A 26,324-nucleotide genomic window follows, 5' to 3' on the forward strand; every position below is an offset into this window, starting at 1 on the left:
GCCGACGCGGACCTCGCCACGGTGAGACGAGACGAACGCGTACCATCGAGCCTTGCCACTCGGCGATCCGGACAAACCGCCCCCGAATCGTCATATGGGAGATGCCATCACATGAACACGCCACCATCGTCACCTGAAGCGGAGCGGACCGACGGATCATCCGTCCAGATCGGCGCTCTCGTCCCGCTGACCCGGCCCGGCTGGGTCGAGGCGGGCCGACACCTGCTCGCCGGGCTCGAACTGGCCGTTCGCGAGGTCAACGACGCCGGGGGGATCGCGGGAAGACCACTCGGGCTCGTGGTCCGGGACACCGCGGCCGATCCGCGAAGGGCCGAGGCGGCCGTGGACGAACTGGCTCGCCTGGGCGTGGCCGCCCTGGCGGGGGAGTATCACAGCGTCGTCGCCCGCGCCGCCGCCACCAGGGCCGACGCCCTCGGCCTGCCGTTCCTCTGCTCGTCGGCGGTTCTCGACGCGCTCACCGAACAGCCGACGGAACGGGTCGCGCGCCTCGCCCCGGCGCAGTCCCACGGCTGGCGGATCTACGCGGACTTCCTCCTCGGCGCGGGCCACAGCCGCATCGCCGTGGCAACCGAGCCGAGTGTCTACTGGGCGTCCGGGGCCCGCGTGCTGCGGGACCACCTCGCTCCACGCGGCGGCACCGTCACCGAACTCGACACGCGCGCGCTCACCCCCGCGGCCGTGTGCGACGAACTCGCCAGCGACCGCGCGACAGCCCTCCTCCTTCTGGTCGGCCACCCGGAACCGGCGGTGTCGATCGTCAGGTCCGTCCGCCGCGACCAGCGCCTCGCCGGGATCATGATCGGTGCTCCGGCAGGGCAACCGGAGTTCGCCGGATGGGCGACGTCGCTGGGCGACGACGGCGCCGCGATCCCGTTCCTGCGCTACCTGCCCGAACGCCTCGGCCCACTCGGCGCACGCGTCGAGACGGCCCTCCGCGAACGGCTGGCCGAAGCGCCCTCCTTCGTCGCCTTCGAGGGCTACGACACGATCGCCGTCCTCGCCGAGGTGCTGCGTTCTCACGGCGCGGACCGGGCGCGGACCGCCGGATCCTGGCCGCGCGTCGCGGTCGAAGGCACCCGCGGGCAGATCCGGTTCTCCCGCACGCCGGGCATCGGCGTCTGGCAGTGGGCCTGGCCGCCGGTCCAGGTCGTTGACCGAGATCCGGCGCGACCCGATCGCCTTCGGATCCTGCACGTCGGCTGAGAGCACGGACCTGCCCGGACTTGACCTCCACGCCGCCCACCCGCACCGGCCCGGCGATCAGGCCGGAGGACGAACCGGTGCCGGTCACGGTCACGTCGGCTTCGAGCTCCGGGAAAGCCGTGGTCAAGACCTATTGCAGTAGAAATGATGCGATGTAGGCACATTAGCTTCCCGAGTTGTTCACCAACTTGTCGCCCGCGACCTGGTTTCGCCCGCCTACCATCTCCCTGCGGCGGTCAAGCGCGAGGAAACGGGGAGCAGTTGCGGGACAGATCAAAGCCGCCCGGCGTCGGCGCGGTCATCGGCTGGACGGCACTGGCCGCCATCGCCCCGGGCGCCGCGCACCTGCGCGCCGGATGGCGCAGGACGGGCCTGGCGATCCTGTGCGTGTACACGGCGCTGCTGCTGGCCCTGCTCTGGGTCGCGCTCACCTCCGACCTCGCCGAACTCGCCGGGCAGCTGGTCGCCTCCTCCTGGCTGACCGTCGTCACGGTGGCCTCCCTGGCGCTCGGCGTCGCCTGGTTCGTGCTGATCGTGCACTCGTTCGTGGTGATGAACCCCGGCACGCTGCCCAGCAGGGGACAGGCGCTCGCCGGAGGCGTGGCGGGAACGCTCGCGGTGGCCGTACTCCTGCCGTTCGGCCTGGTCGGGCAGTACGCGGCGGTCTCGCAGTCGGCGCTGGACGACGTCTTCAGCGCCCCGTCCACACCGCGTCCCGTGAGCGGCGGGGGCAAGGACGGCGGCGAGGAGGATCCGTGGGCGGGCCGCAACCGGGTGAACATCCTGCTGCTCGGCGGCGACGCCGACACCCACCGGGTGGGCGTGCGGACCGACAGCATCAACGTGGCCAGCGTGGACGTCAAGTCCGGCAACACCGTGCTGCTCAGCCTGCCGCGCAACCTGGAGAACGTCCGTTTCGTCCCCGGCTCCCCCATGGCGAAACGCTTCCCCAGCGGCTTCCGGCTCCCGGCCAACGCCGACGGCTCGCGTGAGGACCTGCTCTTCGCGGTCTGGGAGTACGCCGACTCGCACCCGGAGATCTTCGGGGGCCGCAAGAACCAGGGCACCAAGACGCTCATCGACACGGTCGGCTACACGCTGGGCCTGAAGATCGACTGGTACGCCCTGGTCAACATGTGGGGCTTCGCCCGGCTGATCGACGCGATCGGGGGCGTGATGCTGACGGTTCCCCAGGACGTGGTCTTCGGCAAGTACAACGAGGGCCTGGTCAAGGCCGGGACCCGCAAGCTGCGCGGCGCCGACGCGATGTGGTTCGCCCGCTCGCGCACCAACAGCGACGACTACACCCGGATGGGACGCCAGCGCTGCGTGCTGGGCGCCCTGCTCTCCCAGTCGGACCCGGCGACCGTGCTGTCCCGGTTCAACAAGGTCGCGCTGGCCACCAAGGAACTGCTGCGGACCGACATCCCGCGCCCGATGCTGGAGCACCTGGTCCCGCTGGCGCTGAAGGTCAAGAACGCGAAGGTGACCAGCGTCCAGTTCGTCCCGCCGCTGATCAACACCGGTTACCCCGACTGGAGCAAGATCCGCACGGTCACCGCCAAGGCCCTGCGCTCCTCGGCCGTCACCCGGCGCCCCCTCACCGCCACCGCGGCCCCCACCGCCACCGCCACGCCGAAGGCCACCCCCAAGGCGACCTCGAAGGCCACCGCGAGCCCCCGGACGGCGGATCCCGACGCTCCCAAGGGCATCACGGACGGCTGCGGCTGACCCCGGGCAGCCACCGCGTCTGCCCGGCGCCGCGCACAACCGGCAGCCCCGTCCGAGGCGACCGTGGATCGACCTCGCCGACCGGGAGATCGCGGTCCGCTAGACCGAGTACGACTCCTTGGCCAGGCGGCGGACCCGGTCCTCGTCGATGCGGTGGCCGAGGCCCGCCTGGGTGAGCGGCACGGCCACCACGCCGCCCGAGGCGCCGACCGGCGGGTCGACGATCTGCGCGCTGCGCGGCGGCTCGGCCACGTCGCAGGGCAGGCCGCAGCCGGGCAGGCTGGCCGCGGCGACGGTGGCCGCGCGGGCCAGCCCGGTGCCCTTGCCCCCGGCGCAGGCGATCTCCCAACCGGCGCGTACCGCGCGGTCGTGCACCCGCCGTACCTCGCGCAGGGAGCCCAGGGCCGCGGGACGGAGCAGCAGCGCCCGGCCCGCCCTCGCGGTGACGGCCTCCTCCAGCTCGGCGGCCGAGGAGACCTCGAGCAGCACCGGGGCGGCGACGCGCTCCTGCAGGTCGGCGTGGTCGCCGAGACTCGCGAGGCCGGTGAAGGGGCGTTCGATGACGGAGAGCGTGTAGGCGTCCAGCGCCTCCAGGGCGTCGACGTCGGTGTAGGCGCCGAGGGCGTCCACGCCGATGCCCAGCGCGGGGTACGCCTGGCGGACGGCGCGCAGCGGCTCGATGTCCCAGCCGGGGTGGACGTCCAGGGTGACGTGGGCGTACCCGGCGCAGACGTGCCGGTTCACCCGCGCGACCAGGCTCTCCAGATTGCGGTCGGCGCCGATCCTGACGGTGGCCATGAGGGAGGTGCGGGTGCCGCCGAGCGCGTGGGCCAGCGGCACCCCGCGCATCTTCGTCCACAGGTCCCAGCAGGCCATGTCGGCGGCGGACCCTCCGGGGACGGGGCCCAGCTCGTCGGGATGCTCCCAGTCGACGCCGATCAGCGCCTGCGCGAGTCCCTCCTCCAGCGCGACCCAGGTCTTGGGGTCGGCGTCGACGACCTCGCCCCACCCGGTCATGCCGCCGTAGTCGGTGAGCCGGACGAGGATGCTCTCCGGCCGTCTGCCGTACGGCAGGACCAGCCGGAACACCTCAAGCTCACGGACGCGCGGCATGGACCCCCCTCGATCTCTCCGAGCCTCGGGAAACCCCGGGCTCCGACGACTTTCCCGGCTCGGAGAACCCGGGCCCTGGAAACGCGAATCCCGCCCGAAGGCGGGACTCCCCCCTCAACACCGCGAAGAACGGCGTTCTTCCCATGGTGCCACGGTGGCCCGTGAATGCCTCCGGCACGGAGGGGTAATTCGGCCTGAGGCCCCGGCGCCCCCGGGGCCTCGGCACTCCTGGCGCCCCCGGCCCGAAGGTTCTGGAAGCTCTGGAGGTCCCGGAGGTTCTTGGAGAGACGAGGAAAGCTCACATCCTGGGCAGGACGCGTCCGGCGACCAGGGCTCCGGTTGCCGCCATCAGCGCCGTCAGCCCGAAGCAGAGGACGTAGACGGCGACGGAGGCCCCCAGGGCCGCCAGGAGCACCCCCGTGACCGCTACCGCGACGACCGTGTAGACCGACTCGGCGACACCGAGCGACGCACTGTTCTCCCCCTCCTCACCCGGAGGCGACAGCTCCAGGATGAGCACCGACAGCGTCGGGTACACGATGCCCATGCCGAGCCCCAGGGCCATCTCGCCAAGGAAGGCGGTGGCGACCGGGACGACGGCGAAGACGGTCAGGCCCATCAGCGCGAGGCCCACGGCGATCAGCACCGAGCCGGAACGCAGCACCAGGACCCGGTCGAACCGTCTGCGGCCCACCACCCAGGAACCGAACGACCAGCTCAGCGCGCCACCGGTCAGGGTGAGCCCGGCCATGGTCAGCGACAGGCCGCGTTCCTCGTTGAGCATCAGCGGCAGGAACGCCTCGCCGCCGATGGCCGCGCCCGCCGCGATCCCCCGCAGGGAGATCACCGAGGGCAGGCCGCGGGCCGCGCGCAGGGTTCCCGGCGGGAGCAGCCGGGGCAGCGCCGCGACCAGCATGGCCAGACCGGCGGCGAGCAGGACGAACCCGGTGCCGGACGCCCCGGTGCCGGACTGCGTGAGCGCCGACGCGCCGTACTGCATGAGCGCCGCTCCGGCCGCGACGAGCAGCGCCCAGCCCAGTCGGCGCGCGATCGAGGAACGGACACCGAACGGCCGCTCCGCCGTCGCCCCCGGCCCCATCACCGACCCCGCGCCTCCCCGCGACCCCGCCTCCACCACCGAAACCGCGCCCGCACCCGGCACCGCGCCCGGCTTTTCCGTCCTGTCGGGCTTCGTCGTCGGCGCGGAGGCGAGCCCGCGCCAGAGCAGCAGCGCCGCCGGGAGGAGGATCGCCGTCACCCCGATGAAGACCCAGCGCCAGCCCGCGCTCTCCACCACGACGCCGGTGATCGCGGGTCCCACCATGGAGGGCACCACCCATGCGGTCGCGAAGATCGAGAACACCCGGGGATGGAGCTCCGCCGGGTAGGACCGCGAGACCAGCACGTACATCGAGACCTGAAGGATGCCCGCGCCGAAGCCCTGGACGAACCGGCCCGCGATGAACACGTCCATCGTCGGCGCCACCCCGGCGACGACCAGCCCGACGCCGAAGATCGCCACCCCGGTCCAGAGCGGCGCGACCGGCCCCCTGAGGTCGCCCCACCAGCCGCCCAGCACCGTCGCGATCACCCCGGCCGCCAGCGCCCCGCTGAACGCCAGCCCGTACAGCGCGTGACCGTCCAGCTCGTCGGCCACGACCGGCATCGCGGTGGCCACCGCGAGGTACTCGAAGGCGGCCAGGGAGATGAGGGCCACCATCCCGACCGTCAGGGCACGGTGACTCCGGGCGAATATCCCGGCGGGAGGCTTCTCGATCGTCACGGTAGTCATGGGATCGACGGTACGGCGGGCGCGCGGCGACCCGCATCGGGCCTCCGGATCAGCCCTTGGTCGTAGGACCGGCGTCCTGGACGTGGGAGGCCAGGCCCCGCAGGAGCAGGTCGAGCCCGAACTCGAACCGCTCGGTGCCGTTGGCGGCCATCAAGGTGTCGACCTGGGCGACGATGTTGGGGAACCGGTCGACGGGCAGGCTGCGGTAGAACGTGGCGATCTGACCGAAGAATTCATTCAGGAAGCTCGCCAGGTCCTTGCCGCTGCCGCGCTGCCGGTTGGCGTAGAGCGAGCCCTCGTAGGCGTCCGAGCAGACGTACAGACCGAGGCGGTCGATCATCAGGGCGGCGGCCCTGGGCGGCACACCGCCCGCGAGCATGATGGCCAGCTGCCCCTCGGCCACCCGCAGCGCGTTGGGCCCGGTCGGGATTCCGGCCAGGCCGACTCTGGCGATGTCGGCGTGGGCGCTGAACACCCGGAAGGCGTCGAGGACCAGCTCCCTGATCTGCTCCAGCCAGCGCTCCGGCTCCGGCTCGGGTATGTGGATCTCGCTGACGACCTCGTCGTACATCAGGTCGAGCAGCTCCTCCTTGTTCGCCACGTGGGCGTAGAGCGAGGCGGGGCCGGTGCCGAGCTCCTGGGCGACGCGGCGCATGCTCAGCGCGTCCAGCCCCTCGGCGTCGATGAGACGCAGCCCGGTGGCGACGATGAGATCCCTGCTCAGGACGGTTCGCGGAGCGCTCACCTTGCGGGTCTTGCGCCACGGCGGGACGGGGATCTCGGTCACGCGCCGATCCTATACCGCACCGGATCACGGTCGCGAACACTGTACTTTCTGCGAACACTGTTCGTCTTTACGAACAACGTACTTGATGCAAACATTGTTCGTATATAAAACAGTGTTCGCGAAGGACGAACACCGTTCTTCGAACGTCGAACCCCCGATCGGAGTCCCCCGTGACACACACGGTCGAGACCGGCCCCGCGCACACCGGCCCGGAGCCGTACCGGTGGCGCTGGGCCGCCCTCTTCGTGGTCCTCGCCGCCGAGGTGATGGACCTGATGGACGCCATGATCACGATCGTCGCGGCGCCGTCCATCCAGAAGGAGCTGGGCGGCTCGTCGAGCATGATCCAGTGGCTCAGCGCCGGATACACCCTGGCGATGGCCGTCGGCCTCGTCACCGGGGGCCGCCTCGGCGACCTCTACGGGCGCAAGCGCATGTTCCTGGTCGGCGCCTTCGGCTTCACCCTGTTCTCGCTGCTGTGCGGCCTGGCCACCTCCCCCGAGATGCTGATCGGCGCCCGGGTGCTGCAGGGCCTGGCCGGTGCGGTGATGGTGCCGCAGGGCCTCGGCATCATCAAGGAGGTCTTCCCGCCCAGGGAGATGGCCGCCGCGTTCGGCGCGTTCGGCCCGGTCATGGGACTCGCCACGGTGGCGGGCCCCGTCCTGGCGGGCTGGCTCGTCGACAGCGACTTCTTCGGCATCGGGTGGCGCATGATCTTCCTGATCAACCTGCCGATCGGCCTGGCCGCCCTCCTCGGCGCGCTCCGCTACCTGCCCGCGTCGAAGACCTCGCACGCCTCACGCCTGGACCTGACCGGCACCGGGCTCATCTCGGCCGCCTCCTTCCTGCTGATCTTCCCTCTGGTCCAGGGCCGCGACCTCGACTGGCCCGGGTGGACCTTCGCCCTGATGGCCGCCTCGATCCCGGTCTTCGCGCTCTTCTGCCTGCACCAGTCCCGCAAGGAGCGCGCGGGCGGCGATCCGCTGGTGGTGATGAGCCTGTTCCGCAAGCGCTCCTTCACCGGCGGCCTGCTCACCGGCCTCGTCTTCTTCTCCGGGATGATCGGTTTCTCCCTGGTGTTCGGGCTCTACACCCAGATCGCCCTGGGCTACGACCCCCTGAAGGCGGGCCTCGCGGGCCTGCCGAACGCCATCGGCGCCCTGATCGGCTTCATCCTCGTCAACGCCTCGGGACTGGCCAGGAAGGTGGGCCGCAGACTGATCCACATCGGCGTGGTCGCGATGGCCGGGGGCGTCACGGGGATCGCCCTCACCCTGAACATCGCGGGCATGGGCGTCACCCCCTGGCAGCTCGCCCCCGCCCTGCTGCTCACCGGCGCGGGGATGAGCCTGGTCATGGCCCCCTTCTTCGACATCGTGCTGGCCGGGGTGGACCCCCACGAGTCCGGCTCGGCCTCCGGCACCCTCACCGCCGTCCAGCAGCTCGGCGGCGCCCTGGGTACGGCGGCGATCGGGACGCTCTTCTTCGGCCTGGTCAAGCACGGCCGGAGCCTTGAGGACGCGATGCTGCTGACGATCTGGGTCGAGGTGGGCCTGCTCGCGGTCACCTTCGCGACCGCCTTCCTGCTCCCCCGGCGGGCGCGGGCCGAGCAGGAGGCCGCGCACTGACACCCCCGGCGAACGGGCGGCCCACGGGGGTCCGCCCCGGCCCGTACGGAAGACCAGGTCACACGAGACGAACCGGATCACGGGTAAGAAATATTAACGACCGATCGTTCATATTGTTTGCTAGAGTCTCCAGACATGATCGACGGACGGCTCCAGCGCGGGGAGCGCACTCGCCGGGCGGTGCTCGACGCCGCCGTCCGGCTCGCCTCGGTCGAGGGGCTCGACGGCCTGTCGCTCGCCCGGCTGACCGCGACACTCGGCGTGAGCAAGTCCGGACTTTTCACTCATTGGCCTGACAAGCAAGCGCTTCAACTGGCGATCGTGGAGCACGCCCGGCGGCAGTGGACCGATTACATCGTCGAGCCCGCCCTGCGCGCCCCCCGAGGGGTGCGCAGGTTGTGGGCCCTGCACGAGCGCCGCCTCGACTTCTACCGCTCGGGGCAGCTGCCCGGCGGCTGCTTCTTCGGCGCCGTCGGCGGCGAGCTCGACGACCGTCCCGGCCCGGTCCACGACGCCGTCGCCGGTGCCATCGGTGACTGGATGAATCTGCTGACCCGGTTCAGCGGCCAGGCCATCGAGCTGGGCGACCTGCGGCCCGGCACCGACCCCGCCCAGCTCGCCTTCGAGATCGAGGCGTTCGGCTCGGTCGTGGTCGTCCACACCCACCTGCTCAAACGCGAGAACAGCCACTGGTTCGCCCGTACGGCCGTCCTCGAACGGCTCCGCTCCCTCTCGACCGACCCTGGTGTCCTCCCGGAGGCATGACGTGACGACCCCCCTGCGGAGCGGGCACATCCAGCCCGTCCAGATCCACTTCGACGACCTCGACGCGATGGGCGTCGTCCACAACGCCAGATACGTCCTGCTTCTCGAACGGGCCCTGTCCGGTTACTGGTCCGAGCGGGGCTGGCCCTTCGACCCCGCCCTGCCGCACTTCGCCGAGATCTTCTTCGTGGTACGCGAGTTCTCCATCACGTACCACCTGCCGATCAGCGTCGTGGGCGAGGCCGCGGTGCACTTCTGGCTGGACCACATCGGCACCACCAGCGTGGTGTACGGCTTCCGCGTGCTGTCGGCCGACCACACCGTCGTGCACGCCGAGGGCCGCCGGGTCCAGGTCAGGCTCGATCCGGCCACGCTCCGGCCGAGCCCGTTGAGCGAGCCCCTGCGCGACTCCCTCAGACAGCTGCTGGCCGCCACGCCCTGAGCGGGCGCCGCGGGTCCGCCCCGGCCGTGACCGACACACACGACGACTACGCGTGACGGCTCCGGTGACCGGCGACGTACACCCGGTTGGCGCAGCGGATGGCGCAGAACCGCCGCCTGCCGTTGCGGGAGGTGTCGACGTAGACCACACCGCAACCGGGGCGGTCGCACACCCCCAGCCGGGTGTGATCCTGGCAGATCACATGGGCGAGCCCGGTGGCGGTGTACGCCTTGAGGCGGTCGGCGACGGGGGCCTGTTCGCGGGCGAAGTGCAGGTGGGGGGCACGACCGTCATGACGGGAGACGTAGGGCTGGCTGACGGTGACGGCCAGCAGCTCGTTGATCACCTCCACCCGCCGGTCCAGGTCCGCGCCGGTGAAGATCGGGCGGAGCCGGGCGGCCCAGCGCAGCAGCTCGGCCGCCTCACCGGCCCCCAGAGACTTGAAGGGCCGGTAGTCGTGGGCCCGCAGGATCTCCGTGATCACCGCGGGCGACGCGCAGGGGTCCGCGTTCACCAGGGCGGCGGCGAGCTCGGCGGCCATCCCTCCGTAAGGGTTGAAGTGCATTGAACAATGACATCACGCTGTAGGCATGATCGGTGAGACTCCAGCCGGACAGCATCCGGTATGTCCCTCGTGCGAACGGCCCGCGGCCGTTCCGTCGTCCGCCCACTACAGCTCGGAGGGGGTGGTCCGCTACTCGCGGTGCGCGTGCGGCCGATGGCTGGTCGTCCTGGCCGGAGAGGTGGTCGGCTCCGGCCTCGGATGAGCGATGACACCGCCCGGCCTCCACACCGATACGCGCGGACTTGACCAGAAGCGGTCGGCTCCGGCCCCGGATGAACGATGACCCCCCGGACGACCTGGCGCCCCGGCGAGGGTGGGCCCCCGTGGCCCTCCACCCTCGCCGGGACGGGATCAGGTGGCGGTGCGCTCCAGCCGCCGCTCGGCCCACTGGCCGATGTCACGGCGCTCGATCGCCGCGGCCATCAGGTCGGGGAAGGCGTCGGGAGTACAGGCGAAGGCGGGCACCCCCATGGCCGCGAGCGCCGCGGCGTTGTCGTGGTCGTAGAAGGGCGCGCCCTCGTCCGAGAGCGCGAGCAGCACGATCACCTGGACACCGGCCGCGACCATCTGGGCGACCCTGCGGAGCATCTCCTCCCGTACGCCACCCTCGTAGAGGTCGCTGATCAGGATGAAGATCGAGTCGTTGGGCCGGGTGATGAGCCCCTGGCCGTAGGCGATGGCCCGGTTGATGTCGGTGCCACCGCCGAGCTGGGTGCCGAACAGCAGCTCCACCGGGTCGTGGAGCTGGTCGGTGAGGTCGACGACCGCCGTGTCGAAGACGACCAGCGAGGTCCTCAGCGAGCTCATCGAGGCGAGCACCGCGCCGAAGACGCTTGAGTAGACGACGGAGGCGGCCATCGACCCGCTCTGGTCGATGCAGAGCACGACCTCGCGCTGGACCGCCCGCTGCCGCCTGCCGTACCCGACCAGCCTGGACGGGATCACCGTGTTGCGCTCGGGCAGGTAGTTCTTCAGGTTGGCCCGGATCGTACGGTTCCAGTCGATGTCGGCGACCCGCTTGGGCCGGTGGGTCCTGGCCGAACGGTCCAGGGCACCGGTCACGGCCGCCTTCGTCTTTTGTACGAGTTTCCGCTCCAGCTCGGAGACGACCTTGCGGACCAGTGCCCTGGCCGACTCGCGCGCCTTCTCGGGCATCACCCGGTTGAGCGACAGGATCGTGCCGACCATGTGGACGTCCGGCTCGACCGCGTCCAGCATCTCCGGCTCCATCAGCAGCCGGGTCAGGTTCAGCCGCTCGACGGCGTCCTTCTGCATGACCTGGACGACGGTCGAGGGGAAATAGGAGCGGATGTCGCCCAGCCAGCGCGCCACCCTGGGCGCGGAGGCACCCAGACCCCCGCTCCGTTCGGCGGAACCCTCACCGCCGCCGCCGTTGTACAGCGCGGCCAGCGCGCCGTCCATCTGGGCGTCGGTCCCGGTGAGCGAGCATCCGGTGCCGTCCGCGTCGCCGCCCAGGACCATCCGCCAGCGGCGGAGTCTCTCATCCATCGGCGCTGCCCGTCCTTCCCGAAATCGCCGGTGCCGGAACCGGCCCCAGAATCGCCAGCACGGTCCGTACGGCCGCCGCCGCGCGTTCCTCGTCGAAGTGCTCCGCGTCCGGCGCCGGGTCGCCGGTGGCCGCGCCCAGGGAGCGGACGCGCGAGCCGATCGAACGCCGCTCCGGGGCGGCGAAGGCGCCGAACGTCCTGCGGAGCAGGGGCAGCACGTCGACGAAGGCCTCCGGGGCGAGCCCGGTGAGCCACTCGTCGACCAGTCCGAGCAGCCGGGGGTCGTGTACGAGCAGCAGCCCGCCCCCCGACAGGAACCCCTCGATCCAGGCGGCGGCCCTGGCCGGTGGGTGTCCCGCCGACATCGCCCGCGACATCCGCAGCCCGACCTCGGCCGTGTCGAGGTCGGCGGCGTCCAGCAGGATCCTGGTGAGCCGTCCCTCGATGAGCCCGTGCAGGTCGGCGCGGCCGGAGGCCCCGCGCAGCGCCACCAGCCACCGCCCCCGCGGCGCCTCCTCCCCGGAACCCGCCGCACCCACCGGGCCCTGAAAGCCGTCCGAACCCACCGGGATCCGCGGGCCGTCCGCACCCGCCCCTCCAGACGCGCTCCCTCCCCCGGAACCCCCTGAGCTCTCCGGGCGGGCGGGTCCGGTGTCGAGCAGGGCGACGGCGGCGTGGACGGCGTCGATGTGGCGGATCAGGTCGCGGGCGGCGTCGTCGTCGAGACCGGTGACGGCCCCGCCGAGGCCGACGCAGATCCTGGTGAGCATGGCCTCGACGATGACGGCCAGACCGGTGGCGGGGGTACCGCGCACGTCGCCGTAGCGCTGGGCGCGGACCATCGCCGGGAGCGCGGCCATCAGATGCGTGACGTCGTTGTCGAGCGCGGCCCGCGCCGACAGGGCGTCGAGCACGTGCGGCAGCGCCTCCGGCAGGTCGGCGAGCAGGCAGCGCTCCACCAGGCCGGTGAGCCCGGCCAGCGTGACCCCACCGGACGCGCCGCCACCGGACATGCCACCGGGCCCGCCCCGCCCGCCACCTCCCGGACCGGACGTCCCCGGACCGCCACCTCCGGGACCGGACGCCCCGGGGCCGGGCGCACCGCCGGACGTACCGCTCCGGGAGGCCGGGCCGGGCGCCCCTCCCCCGTCGGCGAGGTCACGGACCCGGGCGGCGGCCGCCGACGGGACGGTCGTGCCCCAGGCGCCCGCCTCGATCAGGTCGATGTCGAACTCGGGCCGCCAGGCGAGCGACCACGACTCGCGGAAGGTGCCCTTGCCCCGGCTCTCCTGGGGGGTGCCCCAGCCGACGCCGAGCAGGCGCAACCGGTGCAGCAGCCTGCTGCGCTCCAGGTCGAGCGGTTTGCGCAGGTCGAGGTCGTACTCCCGGTCGAGCGCCTCGGGCTTGAGCTTCACCCGCCGCTGTTCCTCGCGCAGGTGGCGCTGGAGAGGGACCATCGGGGTGGTGTCGGGCACCTGCCCGAGCCGCTCCCCCACGACCATGCGCCGCTGGATCAGCTCGACCGGCAGGTCGTCGCCCTCGCACAGCACCGCCCTGACCGCCTCGGTGACCTCCGCCAGCCCGGCCAGCGGCCGTCCCCTGAGCACCGCCAGGCTCTCCGCGAGCCGTACCGCCTCGATGACGTGCGCGGAGGAGACCGGCAGGTCCTCCTCGCGGAGCACCCCGGCCGCGCCGGTCAGCCACCGCTCGACCGGCCGGTCGGGGGCGGAGAACAGGTGGTCGTACCAGCCAGGCGAGGTCACCCCCGCGCCGTACCCACTCCAGGCGGCCAGCCGCCCGTACGTCCACGGCACCCAGGTCATCTCGGCCTTGACCTTGGGCAGTCCCCTGAGCAGCGCGTCGTCGGCCTTCGCGGTGGGCAGCCCGGCTCCCCAGGACGCGCCCTCGCGCGACGTGCCCGCCAGGGCGGGGACGTGCCAGGCCCCGCAGACCACGGCGATCCGCTCGAAGCCGTCCCTGACCGCCCTGCGGATCGTCCGCCGCATGAAGGCCTCGCGCCGCGCCTCGTACTCGTCGGCGACGTGCCCCTCGCGGACGGCCCCCATGGCCTCGGCGATCATGTGGAACGGGGTGTCACCTCGGTGCTCGACCGCGTCCTCCCACCACCGCTCCGGGTCGTCGTACCCGGCGGCGCGGGCGAGGGCCCCGATCGGATCGATCCGTACGATTTCCGAGGCGGCGTCGTCCCCATCTTCGCTCTCGTCCTTATCGCCGTCCTCGCCGTCCGTGCCGTCGTCCGTGTCGCCGTCGTCGGCCGCTTCGGCCCGGGAGCCGGGGGCGTTCGCGTCGGGTCCTCGTGCCCCGGCGCCCTCCGGCCCCTCCCCCTCCCGGGATTCCGCGGGTTCGGCGTCGCCGGTCTCTTCCGGCCCGGTGTGACCGGCCGCGCCGGGACGGGAGGCGAGGCTGTGCGCGGCCGGAAGGTCGCAGAAGCGGACCGGGATACCCGCCGCGACGGCGTGGCGGATCGCCTGCCACTCGGGCGAGAACACCGCGAACGGCCAGAACGCGGCCGTGGACGGCTCACCCGGCACGTGGGCGAGCAACGCGACCGGCGGCTGGAGATCGGGGTCATGGGCCAGCTTGACCAGCTCGTCCGCCTCGGGCGGGCCCTCGACGAGCACGACGTCCGGCTTGAGGCGTTCGAGCTCGTCACGCAGGGATCGCGCCGACCCCGGGCCGTGATGCCGGATCCCCAGCACGGAGACGCTCATCGGCGCCCCCCGCCGAGCCGGGGAACCGCGACCGAAGGCACCGGCGGCACCGCCGACGCGGACACCGAAACCCCGGAGACCGGAAGAACCGGGCCCGAAAGCGAGGAAACCCGGAACACGGGGACCGGAAGTGCGGAAACCGGAAACACGGGAACCCGGAACACGAAAACAGGGAGCGCGGAAACCCGGAACGCGGAAACCCGGAACGCGGAGACCGGAAGCGCGGGAGCCGAGGAAGCGGGAGCCGGAAAAGCGCCCATCTCGCGGGCCACCGCCGCCTCAGCCCGCGTCACGGCAGGCCCGGTAGAAGTCGCGCCAGTCCTGGCGCTCGCGCACCACGGTCTCCAGGTATTCGCGCCAGACGACACGGTCGGAGACCGGGTCCTGGATCACGGCGCCGACGATGCCCGCGGCCACGTCGGAGGGGCGGAGCACCCCGTCGCCGAAGTGCGCGGCCAGCGCGATGCCGTTGGTGAGGACGGAGATGGCCTCGGCGGTGCTGAGCGTCCCGCTGGGGGACTTGACCTTGGTGCGGCCGTCCTCGGTGACGCCGGTGCGCAGTTCCCTGAAGACCGTGACGACGCGGCGGATCTCCTCCAGGCCGGTGAGGGTCTCGGGCAGCTCCAGGGAGCGGCCGAGCTGGCCGACCCGCCGGGAGACGATGTCCACCTCCTCCTCCGCGGTGGCGGGGACCGGCAGCACGACGGTGTTGAACCGGCGGCGCAGCGCGCTCGACAGGTCGTTGACGCCGCGGTCCCGGTCGTTGGCGGTGGCGATGATGTTGAAACCACGCGCGGCCTGGACCTCCCGGTTGAGCTCGGGGATCGGCAGCGTCTTCTCCGACAGCACGGTGATCAGCGCGTCCTGGACGTCGGAGGGCATGCGGGTCAGCTCCTCCACGCGGGCGAGCCGCCCCTCGGACATCGCCCGCATCACCGGGCTCGGCGTGAGCGCCTCCATGGACGGGCCCTCGGCCAGCAGCCTGGCGTAGTTCCAGCCGTAGCGGATGGCCTCCTCCGCGGTGCCCGCCGTCCCCTGCACCAGGAGGGTGGAGTCACCGCTGATCGCGGCGGCCAGGTGCTCGGACAGCCAGGTCTTGGCGGTGCCGGGAACGCCGAGCAGCAACAGCGCGCGGTCGGTGGCGAGCGTCGCCACGGCCACCTCGACAATGCGCCGCGGCCCGATGTACTTGGGGGTGATCTGGTCGCCGTCGCCGAGGACGTAGGTGGTCACCGCCCAGGGCGACAGCTTCCAGCCCGGCGGGCGGGTGCGGTCGTCGCCCTTGGCCAGGATCGCCAGCTCCTCGGCGTACTGGTCTTCGGCGTGGGCCCGCAGAACCGTTGTCACTACGAGAGCTCCTTCAACATGTCGTCACGGAAACGCAGGAGGGCGGCGACCTCCTGGATGGGGGGCTCCGGCGAGAGCCGCCCGGCCATGGTGTGCAGGGTGGGGTCGATGCGTTCACCGGCGAGCTTGGCCAGCTCCCCGAGGTTCCACGGCTGGGTGCCGGAGACGTCGATGATCTTCTGGAGAACGGCCGTGGCCAGGGTGGGCCCCCACGGGGCCGCGGCCCCGCCGAGAACCATGATCAGCTGACCGTCCAGGCCGTGCCGCCGTACGAAGTCGGCCGCGACGATCTCCTGTTTGTCGCGGGGCAGCGCGGCCAGCAGGTCGGCGAGCGGATCCCAGGCGAAGAGCTCCAGCGCCCACTCCGGGTCACCCTGGAGGACGGAGGCCCTGACCCAGCCGGCCATGACCTCGCGCCCCCAGTCGACGATCCTCATCCGGACGAGCTCGCGGGGCGGCCGTCCGAGCAACGCGGACCAGACGCCGAGCGGGGTGCGGGCCACGGCCTGCTGCAGCCACCAGCTTCGCTCGCCGGTCCCCCGGGGCGGCTTGGCCCGGATGCCGTCGCGCTCCATGGTGCTGTCGCAGGCCACCGGCGGGGTGACGTGGATCTCGCCGTCGAGGACGGTGACGTACCGGGCGGCCCGCTCGGCCATGCGCAGGGCCAGGCGCGATCCGGGGAGCCGGGTGAGCAGGTCGGCGGCCTGGTTGCGGACCTCGCGGCGGCGGTCGTCGAGCGCGGCCTCCAGGAACGGCTCGTCGTCGGGTGAGAGGCCGGTGACGAGCGCCTCCAGGAACGCGGCCCTGTCGTCGGGGCTCTCCTTCTCCCAGGTGGCGGCGAGCAGTTTCCTCGCCTTCGCCGGGTCGGCCGCCCGCAGCTCCCCCAGGTGGACGCGGCGGTCACCGGAGGTGCCGAACTCCCAGACCTCGGAGACCCCGCCCGAGCCGGTGGGGGCGACCCCGGTGACCTCCTCCAGCAGGAAGCCCCACGCCGGGTTCAGCCCGGCCAGCCAGCGTCCCCGGTTTCCGGCGAGGACGCCGAGGTGCGGGCGGATCGACCGGTCCTTGGCCGCGTGGTCGAGAAGCTCGGGCAGCAGGTGCGGCGAGAGGCGGTATCCGCGCGCCGCCGCGACCTCCAGCCACTCGGTGAGCATCCTCGGCTGCTCACCGCCGAGGATGCGGGCGAGCCGGTCGCCCGCGGCGCGTGACACCGCGGGCTGCTCCTCGGGCGGGGCGACGGCCGGTGCTTCGCCCGGAGCGACCGGCCGCCGCCCCGCGCGCATCCGCAGCGTGTGCACGGCCGCGCGGCCGAGCAGCTCGACCTCGCTCGCCTCCGGGCCGGGCAGCGGGCGCCGGTCGGTCCCGACAAGCGCGGTGGACACCAGGTCCTCCCATTCGGCGGAGGCGCTCACAGGACGATCACCCGGCCTTCCTCGTCCCAGGTCGTGAGGGGGCGAAGGCCCCTCGGGGTCCATTCGGCGGCCACGGTCAGCGGGTGGCCCCCCGAGGCGGCGACCAGCCGCCACGGGGTGCCTACGGACGGGTGGAGCGGCAGCCCTCCGGAGGACCCGGCCAGGAGCCGCGAACCGCTCCCCACCGGGGTCACCCCCTCCAGCACGAGCGGCCAGGAGTCGAGCCAGGGATCACCCGCCAGGGCCTCGGCCACCTCGTCGAGGGCCTGCTCGACGGTCGAGCCGGGCGGCGGACCGGCCGGGACGACCTGGCGACGGGCGACGTCGTCACCGCTCCGTCCATCCCGAACGGCACCGACGTGCTCGTCCCCGACGGAATCGTCCAAAACGGGGTCACGACCAGCGGCACCGTGACGGGCGGCGACCACCGCGCGCAGCGGGGCCGAGCCGGGATAGAACGCCAGGTCGGCGTCGATGGTCGTACCGGTGACGAGCGAGGCGTCGAGGGCCTGCCCGGCCGGGGCGAAGGAGAGCACCAGCGCCGCCCGGCCCGTCGCGCGCCCGCGAAGCCAGACCCGGCGCGCGATCAGCCGGTCGTGCTCCTCGTCGCGCCGTCCCAGCACGTCCCACAGGTCGCGGACGGCACCGCGGGTGAGCACCTCCTCCTTCGTCATCGGGAAGCCGATCCGGTCGCGCACCCTTTCGAGAAGCCCGGCGGGAGCCGCCTCCCGGAACGCCCCCTCGTCCGGCGCTCCCCGGTCTCCCCCGGCGGGCCCCGCCTCCCCCGAGCCACCGGAATCAGCGGCGTCACCGGCACCGGGCCCGTCACCGTCACCGAGCCCGTTTCCGGCCGGGGCGGAGAGGCGGCGGTGGGCCACGCAGAGCAGGTGCAGCAGGGCGTACTCGCCGAGGAGGCGAGCGGGCCAGTCGTCGCCGTCCAGCACGGCACCGAGGCGGGACAGCGAGCCCGCGACACCGGGAGCCTGGGCGTCGACCAGGCGTTTGACCAGTTCGTCCCACTGGTCGTGGCGCCGCGACCCGGCGATGCCCTGCCTGACCTGGTCGGCGAGCCAGCGCTCCAGGTCCGACAGCCCCGCGGTCACCCGCTGCTCGCGCTGCGCGGCCCTGCGTCCGTCCGCGGCACCGGGCTCGGCGGCACGGGCCGTCCCCGCCGCCGAGGAACCCGCCGCCGCCCTGGCCGCGCGGCCACGCCGCCCGTCGAGCCACTCGGTCACCCAGTCGGCGGGCTCCTCCACTGTGGGAACGCCGTCGGCCGACCACAGGAGCAGCAGGCCGAGGGCGTGTTTGCACGGGAACTTCCTGCTGGGGCAGCTGCACCGGTAGGCGGGCTCGGACAGGTCGACGCACGCCCGGTAGGGCTTGGAGCCGCTGCCCGCGCACTCGCCCCACACCGCGTCGGCGGTGGCTCCGTATCCCGACCACTTGCCGGGGGAGGAGATTCCCCGGGCCGCTTTCTGGGACGAGGCGTCGGGCGCGAGCGCCAGCACCTGATCCCGGTTCCACCGTTCGATCACGGACCTGAACCTAGCCAACCCCGCCGACAAATCCGGGCGGCCGCCACAACCGTCCCACGCTACGTCCGCCGGGGCCGGGTCCCTAGAATCGGTGCGATGACGACTCCTTCACGTCCTCCGCTCGCCGAGGCGCTCGACCTGCTGCCACACCCCGAGGGCGGCTGGTTCCGCGAGACCTGGAGGACCTCCGTCAACCTCGCCCCGCCCGGATACACCGGTACGCGGGCCACCGCCACCGGGATCCACTTCCTGCTGGAGCCCGGCGAGGAGTCGCGCCCGCACGTGGTCGCCTCCGACGAGGTGTGGTTCTGGCACCGGGGCGGCCCGCTGACGCTGGTCCTCGGCGGTCACGAGGGCCAGCCCCCGAGCACAGTGATCCTGGGGCCCCGGGTGGAGGAGGGGCAGGCCCTCCAGGCCCTGGTGCCCGGCGGCACCTGGCAGGCCGCCCGTCCCGCCGGTGACGAGGGCGTGCTGGTGAGCTGCGTCGTGTCCCCCGGCTTCGACTTCGCCGACTTCCGCATGATCTGACGACGCGGCGGACACCGTAACGGACGACACAACGGACGGTCTCCCCGCCGATGTGACGGCCTCCCCGTACGCGGGGAGAATGCGGTCACAGTCCACATCGGGAGGTCGAAGGTGACCAGCGAGATCGTCTCCGTCATCGGCGGAAAAGAAACGTCCAACGGCACGGCCTACGAGTCGGTCAACCCGGCTCGCGTGGACGAGGTGGTCGCGCGGGTCCGGCTGGCGGACGCGAACACGTTCTCCTCCGCGTGCCGCGCGGCCGCCGCCGCGCAGCGGGAGTGGGCGCGGGTCCCCGCGCCCGTCCGGGGGCGGGTGATCGCCTCGATCGGACGCCTGGTGGAGGCCAACGCCGAGGAGCTGGCCCGCCTGGTCACCCGCGAGATCGGCAAGCCGTACGCCGAGGCGCTGGGCGAGGTGCGCGAGATCGTCGACACGTGCGACTTCTTCCTCGGCGAGGGCAGGCGGCTGTACGGGCAGACGGTCCCCTCGGAGATGCCGGACAAGAACCTGTTCACCTTCCGGGTCCCCGTGGGGGTGGCCGCGGTGGTCACCGCGGGCAACTTCCCGGTCGCGGTGCCGTCGTGGTACATCGTCCCGGCGCTGCTGTGCGGCAACGCGGTGGTGTGGAAGCCCGCCGAGTACGCGGCGGCCTCCGCGCACGCGCTCTACCGGCTGTTCACCGCGGCCGGGCTGCCCGACGGCGTGCTGAACCTGGTCCTCGCCGACGGTGCCGCGACGTTCGGGGGCCTGGAGGCGGCGCTGGCGGAGGGCACGGTGCACAAGGTCGGGTTCACCGGCTCCACCGAGGTGGGCCGCCGCGTCGGCGAGCTGTGCGGGCGTCACCTGCAGTCCCCCTGCCTGGAGCTGGGCGGCAAGAACCCGATGGTGGTCATGCCCGACGCCGACCTGGACCTGGCCGTGGAGGGCGCGCTGTTCGCGGGCTTCGGCACCGCCGGGCAGCGGTGCACGTCGCTCGGTACGGTGATCGCGCACGAGAGCGTCCACGACGAGTTCCTCCGCCGGTACGTGCGTGCCGTGGCCGGGGCGGCGGTCGGCGACCCGGCGGGAGACGTGCTGTGCGGGCCGCTGCTCGACCAGAGGTTCGCCACGCGCTACGAGGAGTATCTGGGCTGGATCCAGCCGTACCACACGGTCGTCTCCGGCCCCACCGGCCGCATCACCCCGGACAACCCGCGCGGTGACTTCACCGGGGAGGGCGGCCTCTACTACCACCCGGTGGTCGTGGACGGCGTCCGCCCCGGCGACCGGCTCTTCCTGGAGGAGACCTTCGGCCCCATCGTCGGCGTGACGTCCTTCAGCACGCTGGACGAGGCCGTCGGCCTGGCCAACCTCCCCGGCTACGGGCTCTCCTCGTCCGTCTACACCACCGACCCGGCGTCGGCCTTCCGCTTCCGCGAGGGCATCGGCGCGGGCATGGTGAGCGTCAACAACTCCACCTCCGGCGCGGAGGCCCACCTGCCCTTCGGCGGCAACGGCAAGTCGGGCAACGGCAGCCGCCAGTCGGGGATGTGGGTCCTCGACCAGTTCACCCGCTGGCAGGCGATGAACTGGGACCACTCGGGCAGGCTCCAGAAGGCCCAGATGGACGTCGCCGAGATCGTCCCCGACCTGGACTTCCGCCTCTGACACCCCGGACGCCCCCCACGGTGGCGGCGCTCACGCCGCCACCGTGGGACCGCGACACGAACGAGGACGCGCCTCCCGCCGAGAAGCACGCGGAACGCGACATGCTCCGCCCGGCCCTTCGAGGATCCGACGCCCTCAGTGGTGCGTCACCACGTACTCGAAGACCTCGAAGCTCATGAAGAGCACGAGCGCCACCGCGAGGAGGGCGTACAGCAGGACGGGCTGTGGCGTGCGGCGGTGCGGCCGGGGCCCGGCGGGTGAGGAGCCGGGCTCCGTGGCGGGGACGGGCGTGAGGCCGGGACCGGCGCCGGAGGGCACCGCCGGGAGCGCCACCTGGGGTGGCGCGGCGGTGACGCGGGGGTGCGCGCTCGGGGGGAAGGCGCGGACTCCGTCGCAGCCGCAGGCGGGGCAGCTCGCTCCCGACCAGGGCGGCTGGACCATGACGCCGGACCGCAGCCAGAGCACGACGTCGTGCCCGTGCTCGTCGGTCAGGCGGCGGACAAAATACTCCTCCTGCCACAGGTGCCCGCAGTGCGCGCACCCCAGCGGCCAGGTCTCGTGAGCACTGAACTCCTCGCGCACGAGGACCACCCCCATCGTGTCAACGAACATCCGACCCGAGTGTGAACCTGGCCTCTCATCACAACAAGCGATGAAATGGTGCGAAAACTGTTACTACCATATAATGAGACAGTTCTTCTTGAAATGTGAGACTCCTGCTACGGTCCAACCATCGCGTGAGAAGGGGAGGACTGCCATGACCGGCGAAAACGCCGTCTACACGCACGGGCACCACGAGTCCGTGCTCAGATCCCACAGGTGGCGTACGGCGGAGAACTCGGCGGCCCATCTCCTGCCGCACCTGAGGCCGGGCATGAGACTGCTGGACGTGGGCTGCGGGCCGGGCACCGTCACCGCCGACCTGGCGGAGCGGATCGCGCCCGGCGCGGTCACCGCGGTCGAGATCACCGAGGAGGCGCTCGGACTGGCCCGCGCGGAGGCGGAGCGGCGCGGGCGCTCCGACATCACGTTCGCCGTGGCGGACGCGCACGCCCTGGAGTTCCCCGACGACACCTTCGACGTCGTCCACGCCCACCAGGTGCTGCAGCACGTCGGCGACCCGGTCCTGGCGCTGCGCGAGATGCGGCGGGTCTGCGTGCCGGGCGGGATCGTCGCGGTACGCGACAGCGACTACGCCGCGTTCACCTGGTTCCCCGAGACGCCCGAGCTGGACGAGTGGCTGGACCTCTACCGGAGGGTGGCGAGAGCCAACGGCGGCGAGCCCGACGCGGGGCGGCGGCTGCTGTCGTGGGCGCGTGCGGCGGGGTTCACCGACGTCGCGGCCACCTCGTCGACCTGGTGCTTCGCCACCCCCGGCGACCGCGCGTGGTGGGGCGGCATGTGGGCCGAGCGGATCCTGAAGTCGGACATGGCCCGCCAGGCGCTCGCCTCGGGCGCCGCCACCGAGGAGGACCTGCGCCGCGTCTCGGAGGGCTGGCTGACCTGGGCCGGGGAGCCGGACGGCTGGCTGTCACTGCTGCACGGCGAGCTGGTCTGCCGCGCCTGAAAACCCCCGGCCCTTCCTCCGCGACCGGGGTTTCGGTGCAAGGAAAAAGCGGGGCGCCCCCGGTGGGGACACCCCGCGGAAAGGTCAGGGCTGCTGAGTGATCTTGACGTTGTCGATCCCGGCCTCGACCAGGGAGGCGCCGGAGGCGTCACCGGCCTCGACCAGGATGCGGACCGTCTGGCCCGCGAAGGCGGAGAGGTTGGCCGTGGCCACGGCCCAGGCGCCGTTGCGGTTGGAGGCCGCGCCGAGCTGCTGGAACACCTGGGTGGTGGTGGAGCCGACGACCTTCACCCGCAGGAAGTCGGCGTTGGAGGCGTTGGAGCCGTGCGCGAGATACCACGACAGCGACAGGTTCAGCGTCCCGGTCGACGGCAGGGTGATGGCCGGTGACCTGATGCTGGTGACACCTCCGTCGATGTCGTAGTCGCCCGCCGCCGCGCCCGCGAGCCTGCCGGTGACCAGGTCGTTGGTGCCGCTGACGGTGGTGCCGAGCTGCTTGGCGCCACTGGAGGTGGTGGCCTCGGGGTCACCGCGCTCCCACAGGCCGGAAGTCGCGGTGTCGGTCCCCGAGGGGTTGGCCGTCCAGCCGGTCGCCGTCTCGAACTCGTCGGAGTAGACGGTCACCGGCGGGGTGCCGGTGCCGCAGTACTGCGACTCCTTGCCGATGATCCGGTAGACGCAGTCGGAGTACTCAAGGAAGCGCAGCGTGGCCTCCTTGTTGCGGGTCGTCTGCGGGACGATCTGCTCGTCGGGAGGATAGAAGCCCGGCGAGGAGCTGACCGGGTACATCTCGAAGGTGTAGCTGAAGATCTTGTAGACGCCCCACAGCCAGTCGTCGATCGTGCCGTCGGTGATGTAGAGGTCGCTGGCCTGCTGGGGGGTGTAGCCGTTGGTGGAGGCCATGTTCTGCCCCAGGGTCGCGTGGGCGTCGCGGTCGTCCTGGGTCAGGCCGGGGCCGGTGTCGTTGAAGGTGTAGCCGTACGGCCACAGGATCAGCTCGCCGTAGGTGTGCCAGTCGATGTGCGCCTTGATCTGCTGCACGCCGCCGACGACCCGGCTGCGCACCCAGTTGGCCACCGCCCTGACCTCGGGGGACGACTCGGCCGCCGAGCCTCGGTAGGTCTCGCTGGAGGTGGTGCCGGAGGAGCCGCCGCAGCAGCCCCAGTTGTAGCCCCAGTTGCGGTTCATGTCGGTGCCCACGGCCGAGGAGCCGGAGTTGGGCTGCCGGTTCTTGCGCCAGGAGCGGTAGGAGCCCGTGGCGATGTCGTACTCGCCGCCGTCGGGGTTGAGGTCCGGCATGATCCAGATCTCGCGGCCGTTGACCAGGTTGGCGATACGGCTGTCGGTGGCGTACCCGTCGGTGAACAGGTTGAGCAGGTAGATCGCCATCTCGACGGTCAGGTGCTCGCGGGCGTGCTGGTGGTGGGTGAACAGCACCTCGGGTTCGTTCTCGTCCGTGTTGACGTTGTCACTGATCTTGATGGCGATCAGGTCGCGTCCCTCGTACGAGGTGCCGTAGCTGATCTTGCGGGCGATCGTCGGGTGGTCGGCGACGATCTGGTTCACCGCGGCGGTCATCTCGGCGTAGTTGTGGTAGCCGGAGTCCGCCGACGGGAAGTCGGAGCGCTGCTCCGGCCCGGTCGGGAATAACGGCCTGGGGATCCTCGTGACGGCGTAGCCGAGTTTCTTGATCTCGGCCACCTCCGCCTCGCTGGCGGTGATCACGACCGAGTTGGGGTCAACCTGGTCGATCGCGGCACCGGTGGCGGCCACCGCGCTTCGCTGCTGGGCGGTGCTCGGCCCCTGGACCTTGTACTGGCTGTTCGGTTGTGGCTCGGCCGAGGCCCCGGCCCCGGTCATACCGAGACACAACAGCGCCAGGGCGGCGAACACCACGATCAGACGGCGTCTCACCTGCGTCCTCCTCAGGCACGCACTCTAGGGTTTTGTCGCGTGCCTCCACTGAGAGTCAAACAGCGGCGTTGATTAGCAAAGGCCCAAATTTGGGGGACAGCGGGAACTCGGCCACGCGACCAGACGAAACCGGGCCTGATTCAGAAGACGACCTCGAACCAGAGCGTCCTGGCCCCCTCGGGGGCGTCGTCCTGGATGCCCCAGCTGTCGGCGAGCAGATCCACCAGGAACATGCCGCGCCCGCCCTCCGCCTCCGGGTCGTTGCGCACGTGTGGCGCCGACGCCCCTGATCCGGCGTCGCAGACCTCGACCAGCACCGCGGCCGATCCCACCGCCACGGTCATCGCGACCTCACCGCCCCCTCCGGAACCGGAGTGGATCACCGAGTTGGTCACCACCTCGCTCACCAGGAGGACGACGTCGTCGGACGCGGGATGCCCCTCACCGAGCAGCTCCCTGACCCGGCTCCGCGCCACCGACACCGACTCCGGGACCCCTTTGAGGGTCACCGTTGATCGAGGTGAGACGGCCCGCCGTCCGGTCGTCATGGTTAACCCCACTCCCCGACACGCATATTCCATGCACATCGCCCTCTGAGATGGCACACTCACTCACGGTGAACTGTTCTATCAAGGACTGCAATACCTCATGTTGAGATTCCGCAGATTTGCTATCAAAGGACGGAGGGAGGTGGATGCGTGGCCTCTCGACACAGCCCCACGGCCCGTCATCGCCGTCTGATGGCTGAGCTGAGCCGTCTGCGAAAGGACAGTGGGCTGACGCGGGTGGAGGTGGCCGAGCGGATCGGCTCCACCGACACCACCGTCTGGAGGTACGAGACGGGCCAGTCCCGTCCCCGCCCCTCGGACGTGTCGGCCCTCACCGATGTGTACGGCGTGACCGGGGAGGCCAAGAACTCCCTGATCCAGATGGCTGTGGAGGCCAGAAGACGGGGCTGGTGGCACCCCCACCGTCAGGCTCTCAAACCTGGCTTCGACTCCTACATCGGGCTTGAGGCGGAGGCGTCGCTCGTGCGCTCGTACGAGCCGCTCGTCGTCCCCGGCCTGATGCAGACCGAACCGTACGCACGCGCGGTGATCGAGGCGACCTCAGTTGTTCAGACCCCCTCCAAGGTCGAGGAGACGGTCTCCGTGCGCATCTCGCGCCAGCGGTTGCTGCACGGACCCGGTGACCCGATCCACCTCGTCGCCGTGCTGGACGAAGCGGTGATCCGGCGTCGGATCGGCGGTCGCGACATCATGTCGGAGCAGCTGGAGCATCTCGTCCATCTCAGCGGGCTGTCCAACGTGGAGATACGGGTCATCCCGTTCTCCGCGGGGGCGCACGCCGCGATGGACGGCCAGTTCTGCCTGCTCAGCTTCCCCGAGCCCGAAGTCTCCGACCTGCTCTACCTGGAGCAGGCCGCGAGCGGGGACGTGCCGGACGACCCCGAGCAAGTACGCCGATACGCCTCCATGTTCGAGAGTCTCTGCGAGATGGCTCTCAGCCAGGAGGCGTCGGCAGCCTTCATCGCCCAGATGGCGAGAAGGTTTTCCTCCCCCTAGCTGTAGAAGGAAGAAAAAGTGCGAGGGTCCACGATGGATCTGTCCGACGCCCAGTGGCGTAAGAGCGGCCGAAGCACCAATGGAGGCAACTGCGTGGAGGTCGCGGTCGTCCCCGGTGACCCGGAGGTCGCCCGGCACAAGGCGGACGCCGACCAGCTGTATCTCGTTCGCGACTCCAAGGATCCGGGCGGCCCGGCGCTGGCGTTCACCCGGAGCGAGTGGGACGCCTTCGTCGGCGGCGTGAAGGACGGCGAGTTCGACTGACGGACCTCCGGGGGAGTCGGCCTCACGGCTCCCCCGGAACCTCTGACGGACCTCCGGGAGAACCGGCCTCACGGCTCCCCCGGAACCTCTGACGGACCTCCGGGGGAACCGGCCTCACGGCTCCCCCGGAACCTCTGACGGACCTCCGGGAGAACCGGCCTCACGGCTCCCCCGGAACCTCTGACGGACCTCCGGGGGAACCGGCCTCACGGCTCCCCCGGAACCTCTGACGGACCTCCGGGAGAACCGGCCTCACGG

Annotated in this window: 22 protein-coding genes; 10 read left to right on the forward strand and 12 right to left on the reverse strand. The window is 71.7% G+C overall.

Going from position 1 to position 26,324, the window contains the following annotated elements; all coding sequences use genetic code 11:
• Positions 1–111 precede the first annotated feature (111 nt).
• The gene (locus ACW9TB_RS33995) at positions 112–1,224 is read left to right on the forward strand and encodes an ABC transporter substrate-binding protein (RefSeq protein WP_472752210.1); all 1,113 of its coding nucleotides are present in this window, start codon (positions 112–114) and stop codon (positions 1,222–1,224) included.
• Between the two features lie 261 nt (positions 1,225–1,485).
• Positions 1,486–2,955: an LCP family protein gene (locus ACW9TB_RS34000; protein WP_472752211.1), complete on the forward strand. Its 1,470-nt coding sequence runs from the start codon at positions 1,486–1,488 to the stop codon at positions 2,953–2,955.
• Between the two features lie 99 nt (positions 2,956–3,054).
• On the opposite strand, the gene ACW9TB_RS34005 is transcribed toward ACW9TB_RS34000, so the two are convergent.
• The 3 genes from ACW9TB_RS34005 to ACW9TB_RS34015 form a co-directional block, all read right to left on the reverse strand.
• Positions 3,055–4,068, reverse strand: a complete 1,014-nt coding sequence (locus ACW9TB_RS34005; protein ID WP_472752212.1) for an enolase C-terminal domain-like protein — start codon at positions 4,066–4,068, stop codon at positions 3,055–3,057.
• 298 nt (positions 4,069–4,366) lie between these two features.
• Positions 4,367–5,860 (reverse strand): MFS transporter, encoded by a 1,494-nt coding sequence (locus ACW9TB_RS34010; RefSeq protein WP_472752213.1) that lies wholly within the window; start codon positions 5,858–5,860, stop codon positions 4,367–4,369.
• A 49-nt stretch (positions 5,861–5,909) separates the two neighbouring features.
• A complete protein-coding gene (locus tag ACW9TB_RS34015; RefSeq protein ID WP_472752214.1) occupies positions 5,910–6,647 on the reverse strand; it encodes a TetR/AcrR family transcriptional regulator in 738 nt (245 codons plus the stop codon).
• 170 nt (positions 6,648–6,817) lie between these two features.
• Here ACW9TB_RS34015 and ACW9TB_RS34020 point away from each other — a divergent pair, with 170 nt between their 5' ends.
• The 3 genes from ACW9TB_RS34020 (at position 6,818) to ACW9TB_RS34030 (ending at position 9,482) form a co-directional block, all read left to right on the forward strand.
• Positions 6,818–8,275: a DHA2 family efflux MFS transporter permease subunit gene (locus tag ACW9TB_RS34020; protein WP_472752215.1), complete on the forward strand. Its 1,458-nt coding sequence runs from the start codon at positions 6,818–6,820 to the stop codon at positions 8,273–8,275.
• Positions 8,276–8,410: 135 nt separating this feature from the next.
• Positions 8,411–9,040 (forward strand): TetR/AcrR family transcriptional regulator, encoded by a 630-nt coding sequence (locus ACW9TB_RS34025; RefSeq protein ID WP_472752216.1) that lies wholly within the window; start codon positions 8,411–8,413, stop codon positions 9,038–9,040.
• Between the two features lies 1 nt (position 9,041).
• Positions 9,042–9,482 (forward strand): acyl-CoA thioesterase, encoded by a 441-nt coding sequence (locus tag ACW9TB_RS34030; protein WP_472752217.1) that lies wholly within the window; start codon positions 9,042–9,044, stop codon positions 9,480–9,482.
• Positions 9,483–9,528: 46 nt separating this feature from the next.
• Here the strand turns inward: ACW9TB_RS34030 and ACW9TB_RS34035 are convergent, their stop codons facing one another.
• The 6 genes from ACW9TB_RS34035 to ACW9TB_RS34060 all read right to left on the reverse strand — a co-directional run bounded on the left by ACW9TB_RS34035 (position 9,529) and on the right by ACW9TB_RS34060 (position 18,581).
• Positions 9,529–10,047 carry a CGNR zinc finger domain-containing protein gene (locus ACW9TB_RS34035; RefSeq protein WP_472752218.1) on the reverse strand — a complete coding sequence of 173 codons (519 nt, stop codon included), beginning with the start codon at positions 10,045–10,047 and terminating at the stop codon, positions 9,529–9,531.
• Between the two features lie 351 nt (positions 10,048–10,398).
• Positions 10,399–11,556, reverse strand: a complete 1,158-nt coding sequence (locus tag ACW9TB_RS34040) for a VWA domain-containing protein (protein ID WP_472752219.1) — start codon at positions 11,554–11,556, stop codon at positions 10,399–10,401.
• Positions 11,549–14,287, reverse strand: a complete 2,739-nt coding sequence (locus ACW9TB_RS34045; RefSeq protein ID WP_472752220.1) for a DUF5682 family protein — start codon at positions 14,285–14,287, stop codon at positions 11,549–11,551. The genes ACW9TB_RS34040 and ACW9TB_RS34045 overlap by 8 nt, the downstream gene beginning before the upstream one ends.
• A gap of 279 nt (positions 14,288–14,566) precedes the next feature.
• Entirely contained in the window at positions 14,567–15,634 is a 1,068-nt protein-coding gene (locus ACW9TB_RS34050; protein WP_472752221.1) for an ATP-binding protein, read from the reverse strand.
• Positions 15,634–17,046, reverse strand: coding sequence for a DUF5691 domain-containing protein (locus ACW9TB_RS34055; protein ID WP_472752222.1), 1,413 nt, complete (start codon positions 17,044–17,046; stop codon positions 15,634–15,636). Before ACW9TB_RS34055 ends, ACW9TB_RS34050 begins: the two co-directional genes overlap by 1 nt.
• Positions 17,043–18,581 carry an SWIM zinc finger family protein gene (locus ACW9TB_RS34060; protein WP_472752223.1) on the reverse strand — a complete coding sequence of 513 codons (1,539 nt, stop codon included), beginning with the start codon at positions 18,579–18,581 and terminating at the stop codon, positions 17,043–17,045. The genes ACW9TB_RS34055 and ACW9TB_RS34060 overlap by 4 nt, the downstream gene beginning before the upstream one ends.
• Positions 18,582–18,677: 96 nt before the next feature.
• Here ACW9TB_RS34060 and ACW9TB_RS34065 point away from each other — a divergent pair, with 96 nt between their 5' ends.
• Positions 18,678–19,109: a cupin domain-containing protein gene (locus tag ACW9TB_RS34065; protein ID WP_472752224.1), complete on the forward strand. Its 432-nt coding sequence runs from the start codon at positions 18,678–18,680 to the stop codon at positions 19,107–19,109.
• Positions 19,110–19,220: 111 nt separating this feature from the next.
• Positions 19,221–20,756: an aldehyde dehydrogenase family protein gene (locus tag ACW9TB_RS34070; protein WP_472752225.1), complete on the forward strand. Its 1,536-nt coding sequence runs from the start codon at positions 19,221–19,223 to the stop codon at positions 20,754–20,756.
• Between the two features lie 135 nt (positions 20,757–20,891).
• Here the strand turns inward: ACW9TB_RS34070 and ACW9TB_RS34075 are convergent, their stop codons facing one another.
• Positions 20,892–21,368 (reverse strand): hypothetical protein, encoded by a 477-nt coding sequence (locus ACW9TB_RS34075; protein ID WP_472752226.1) that lies wholly within the window; start codon positions 21,366–21,368, stop codon positions 20,892–20,894.
• A 145-nt stretch (positions 21,369–21,513) separates the two neighbouring features.
• Here ACW9TB_RS34075 and ACW9TB_RS34080 point away from each other — a divergent pair, with 145 nt between their 5' ends.
• On the forward strand, positions 21,514–22,323 hold the full coding sequence (locus ACW9TB_RS34080) for a class I SAM-dependent methyltransferase (RefSeq protein WP_472752227.1): 810 nt from the start codon (positions 21,514–21,516) through the stop codon (positions 22,321–22,323).
• 84 nt (positions 22,324–22,407) lie between these two features.
• Here the strand turns inward: ACW9TB_RS34080 and ACW9TB_RS34085 are convergent, their stop codons facing one another.
• Positions 22,408–24,237: a M14 family zinc carboxypeptidase gene (locus ACW9TB_RS34085; RefSeq protein ID WP_472752228.1), complete on the reverse strand. Its 1,830-nt coding sequence runs from the start codon at positions 24,235–24,237 to the stop codon at positions 22,408–22,410.
• A gap of 140 nt (positions 24,238–24,377) precedes the next feature.
• Positions 24,378–24,746, reverse strand: a complete 369-nt coding sequence (locus ACW9TB_RS34090; RefSeq protein ID WP_472752229.1) for an ATP-binding protein — start codon at positions 24,744–24,746, stop codon at positions 24,378–24,380.
• A 231-nt stretch (positions 24,747–24,977) separates the two neighbouring features.
• Here ACW9TB_RS34090 and ACW9TB_RS34095 point away from each other — a divergent pair, with 231 nt between their 5' ends.
• Together ACW9TB_RS34095 and ACW9TB_RS34100 are read left to right on the forward strand one after the other, a co-directional pair.
• Positions 24,978–25,802, forward strand: coding sequence for a helix-turn-helix domain-containing protein (locus tag ACW9TB_RS34095; protein WP_472752230.1), 825 nt, complete (start codon positions 24,978–24,980; stop codon positions 25,800–25,802).
• 33 nt (positions 25,803–25,835) lie between these two features.
• Positions 25,836–26,066 (forward strand): DUF397 domain-containing protein, encoded by a 231-nt coding sequence (locus ACW9TB_RS34100; RefSeq protein WP_472752231.1) that lies wholly within the window; start codon positions 25,836–25,838, stop codon positions 26,064–26,066.
• Positions 26,067–26,324 lie beyond the last annotated feature (258 nt).

The sequence above is a fragment of the Streptosporangium sp. H13245 genome (assembly GCF_055690525.1).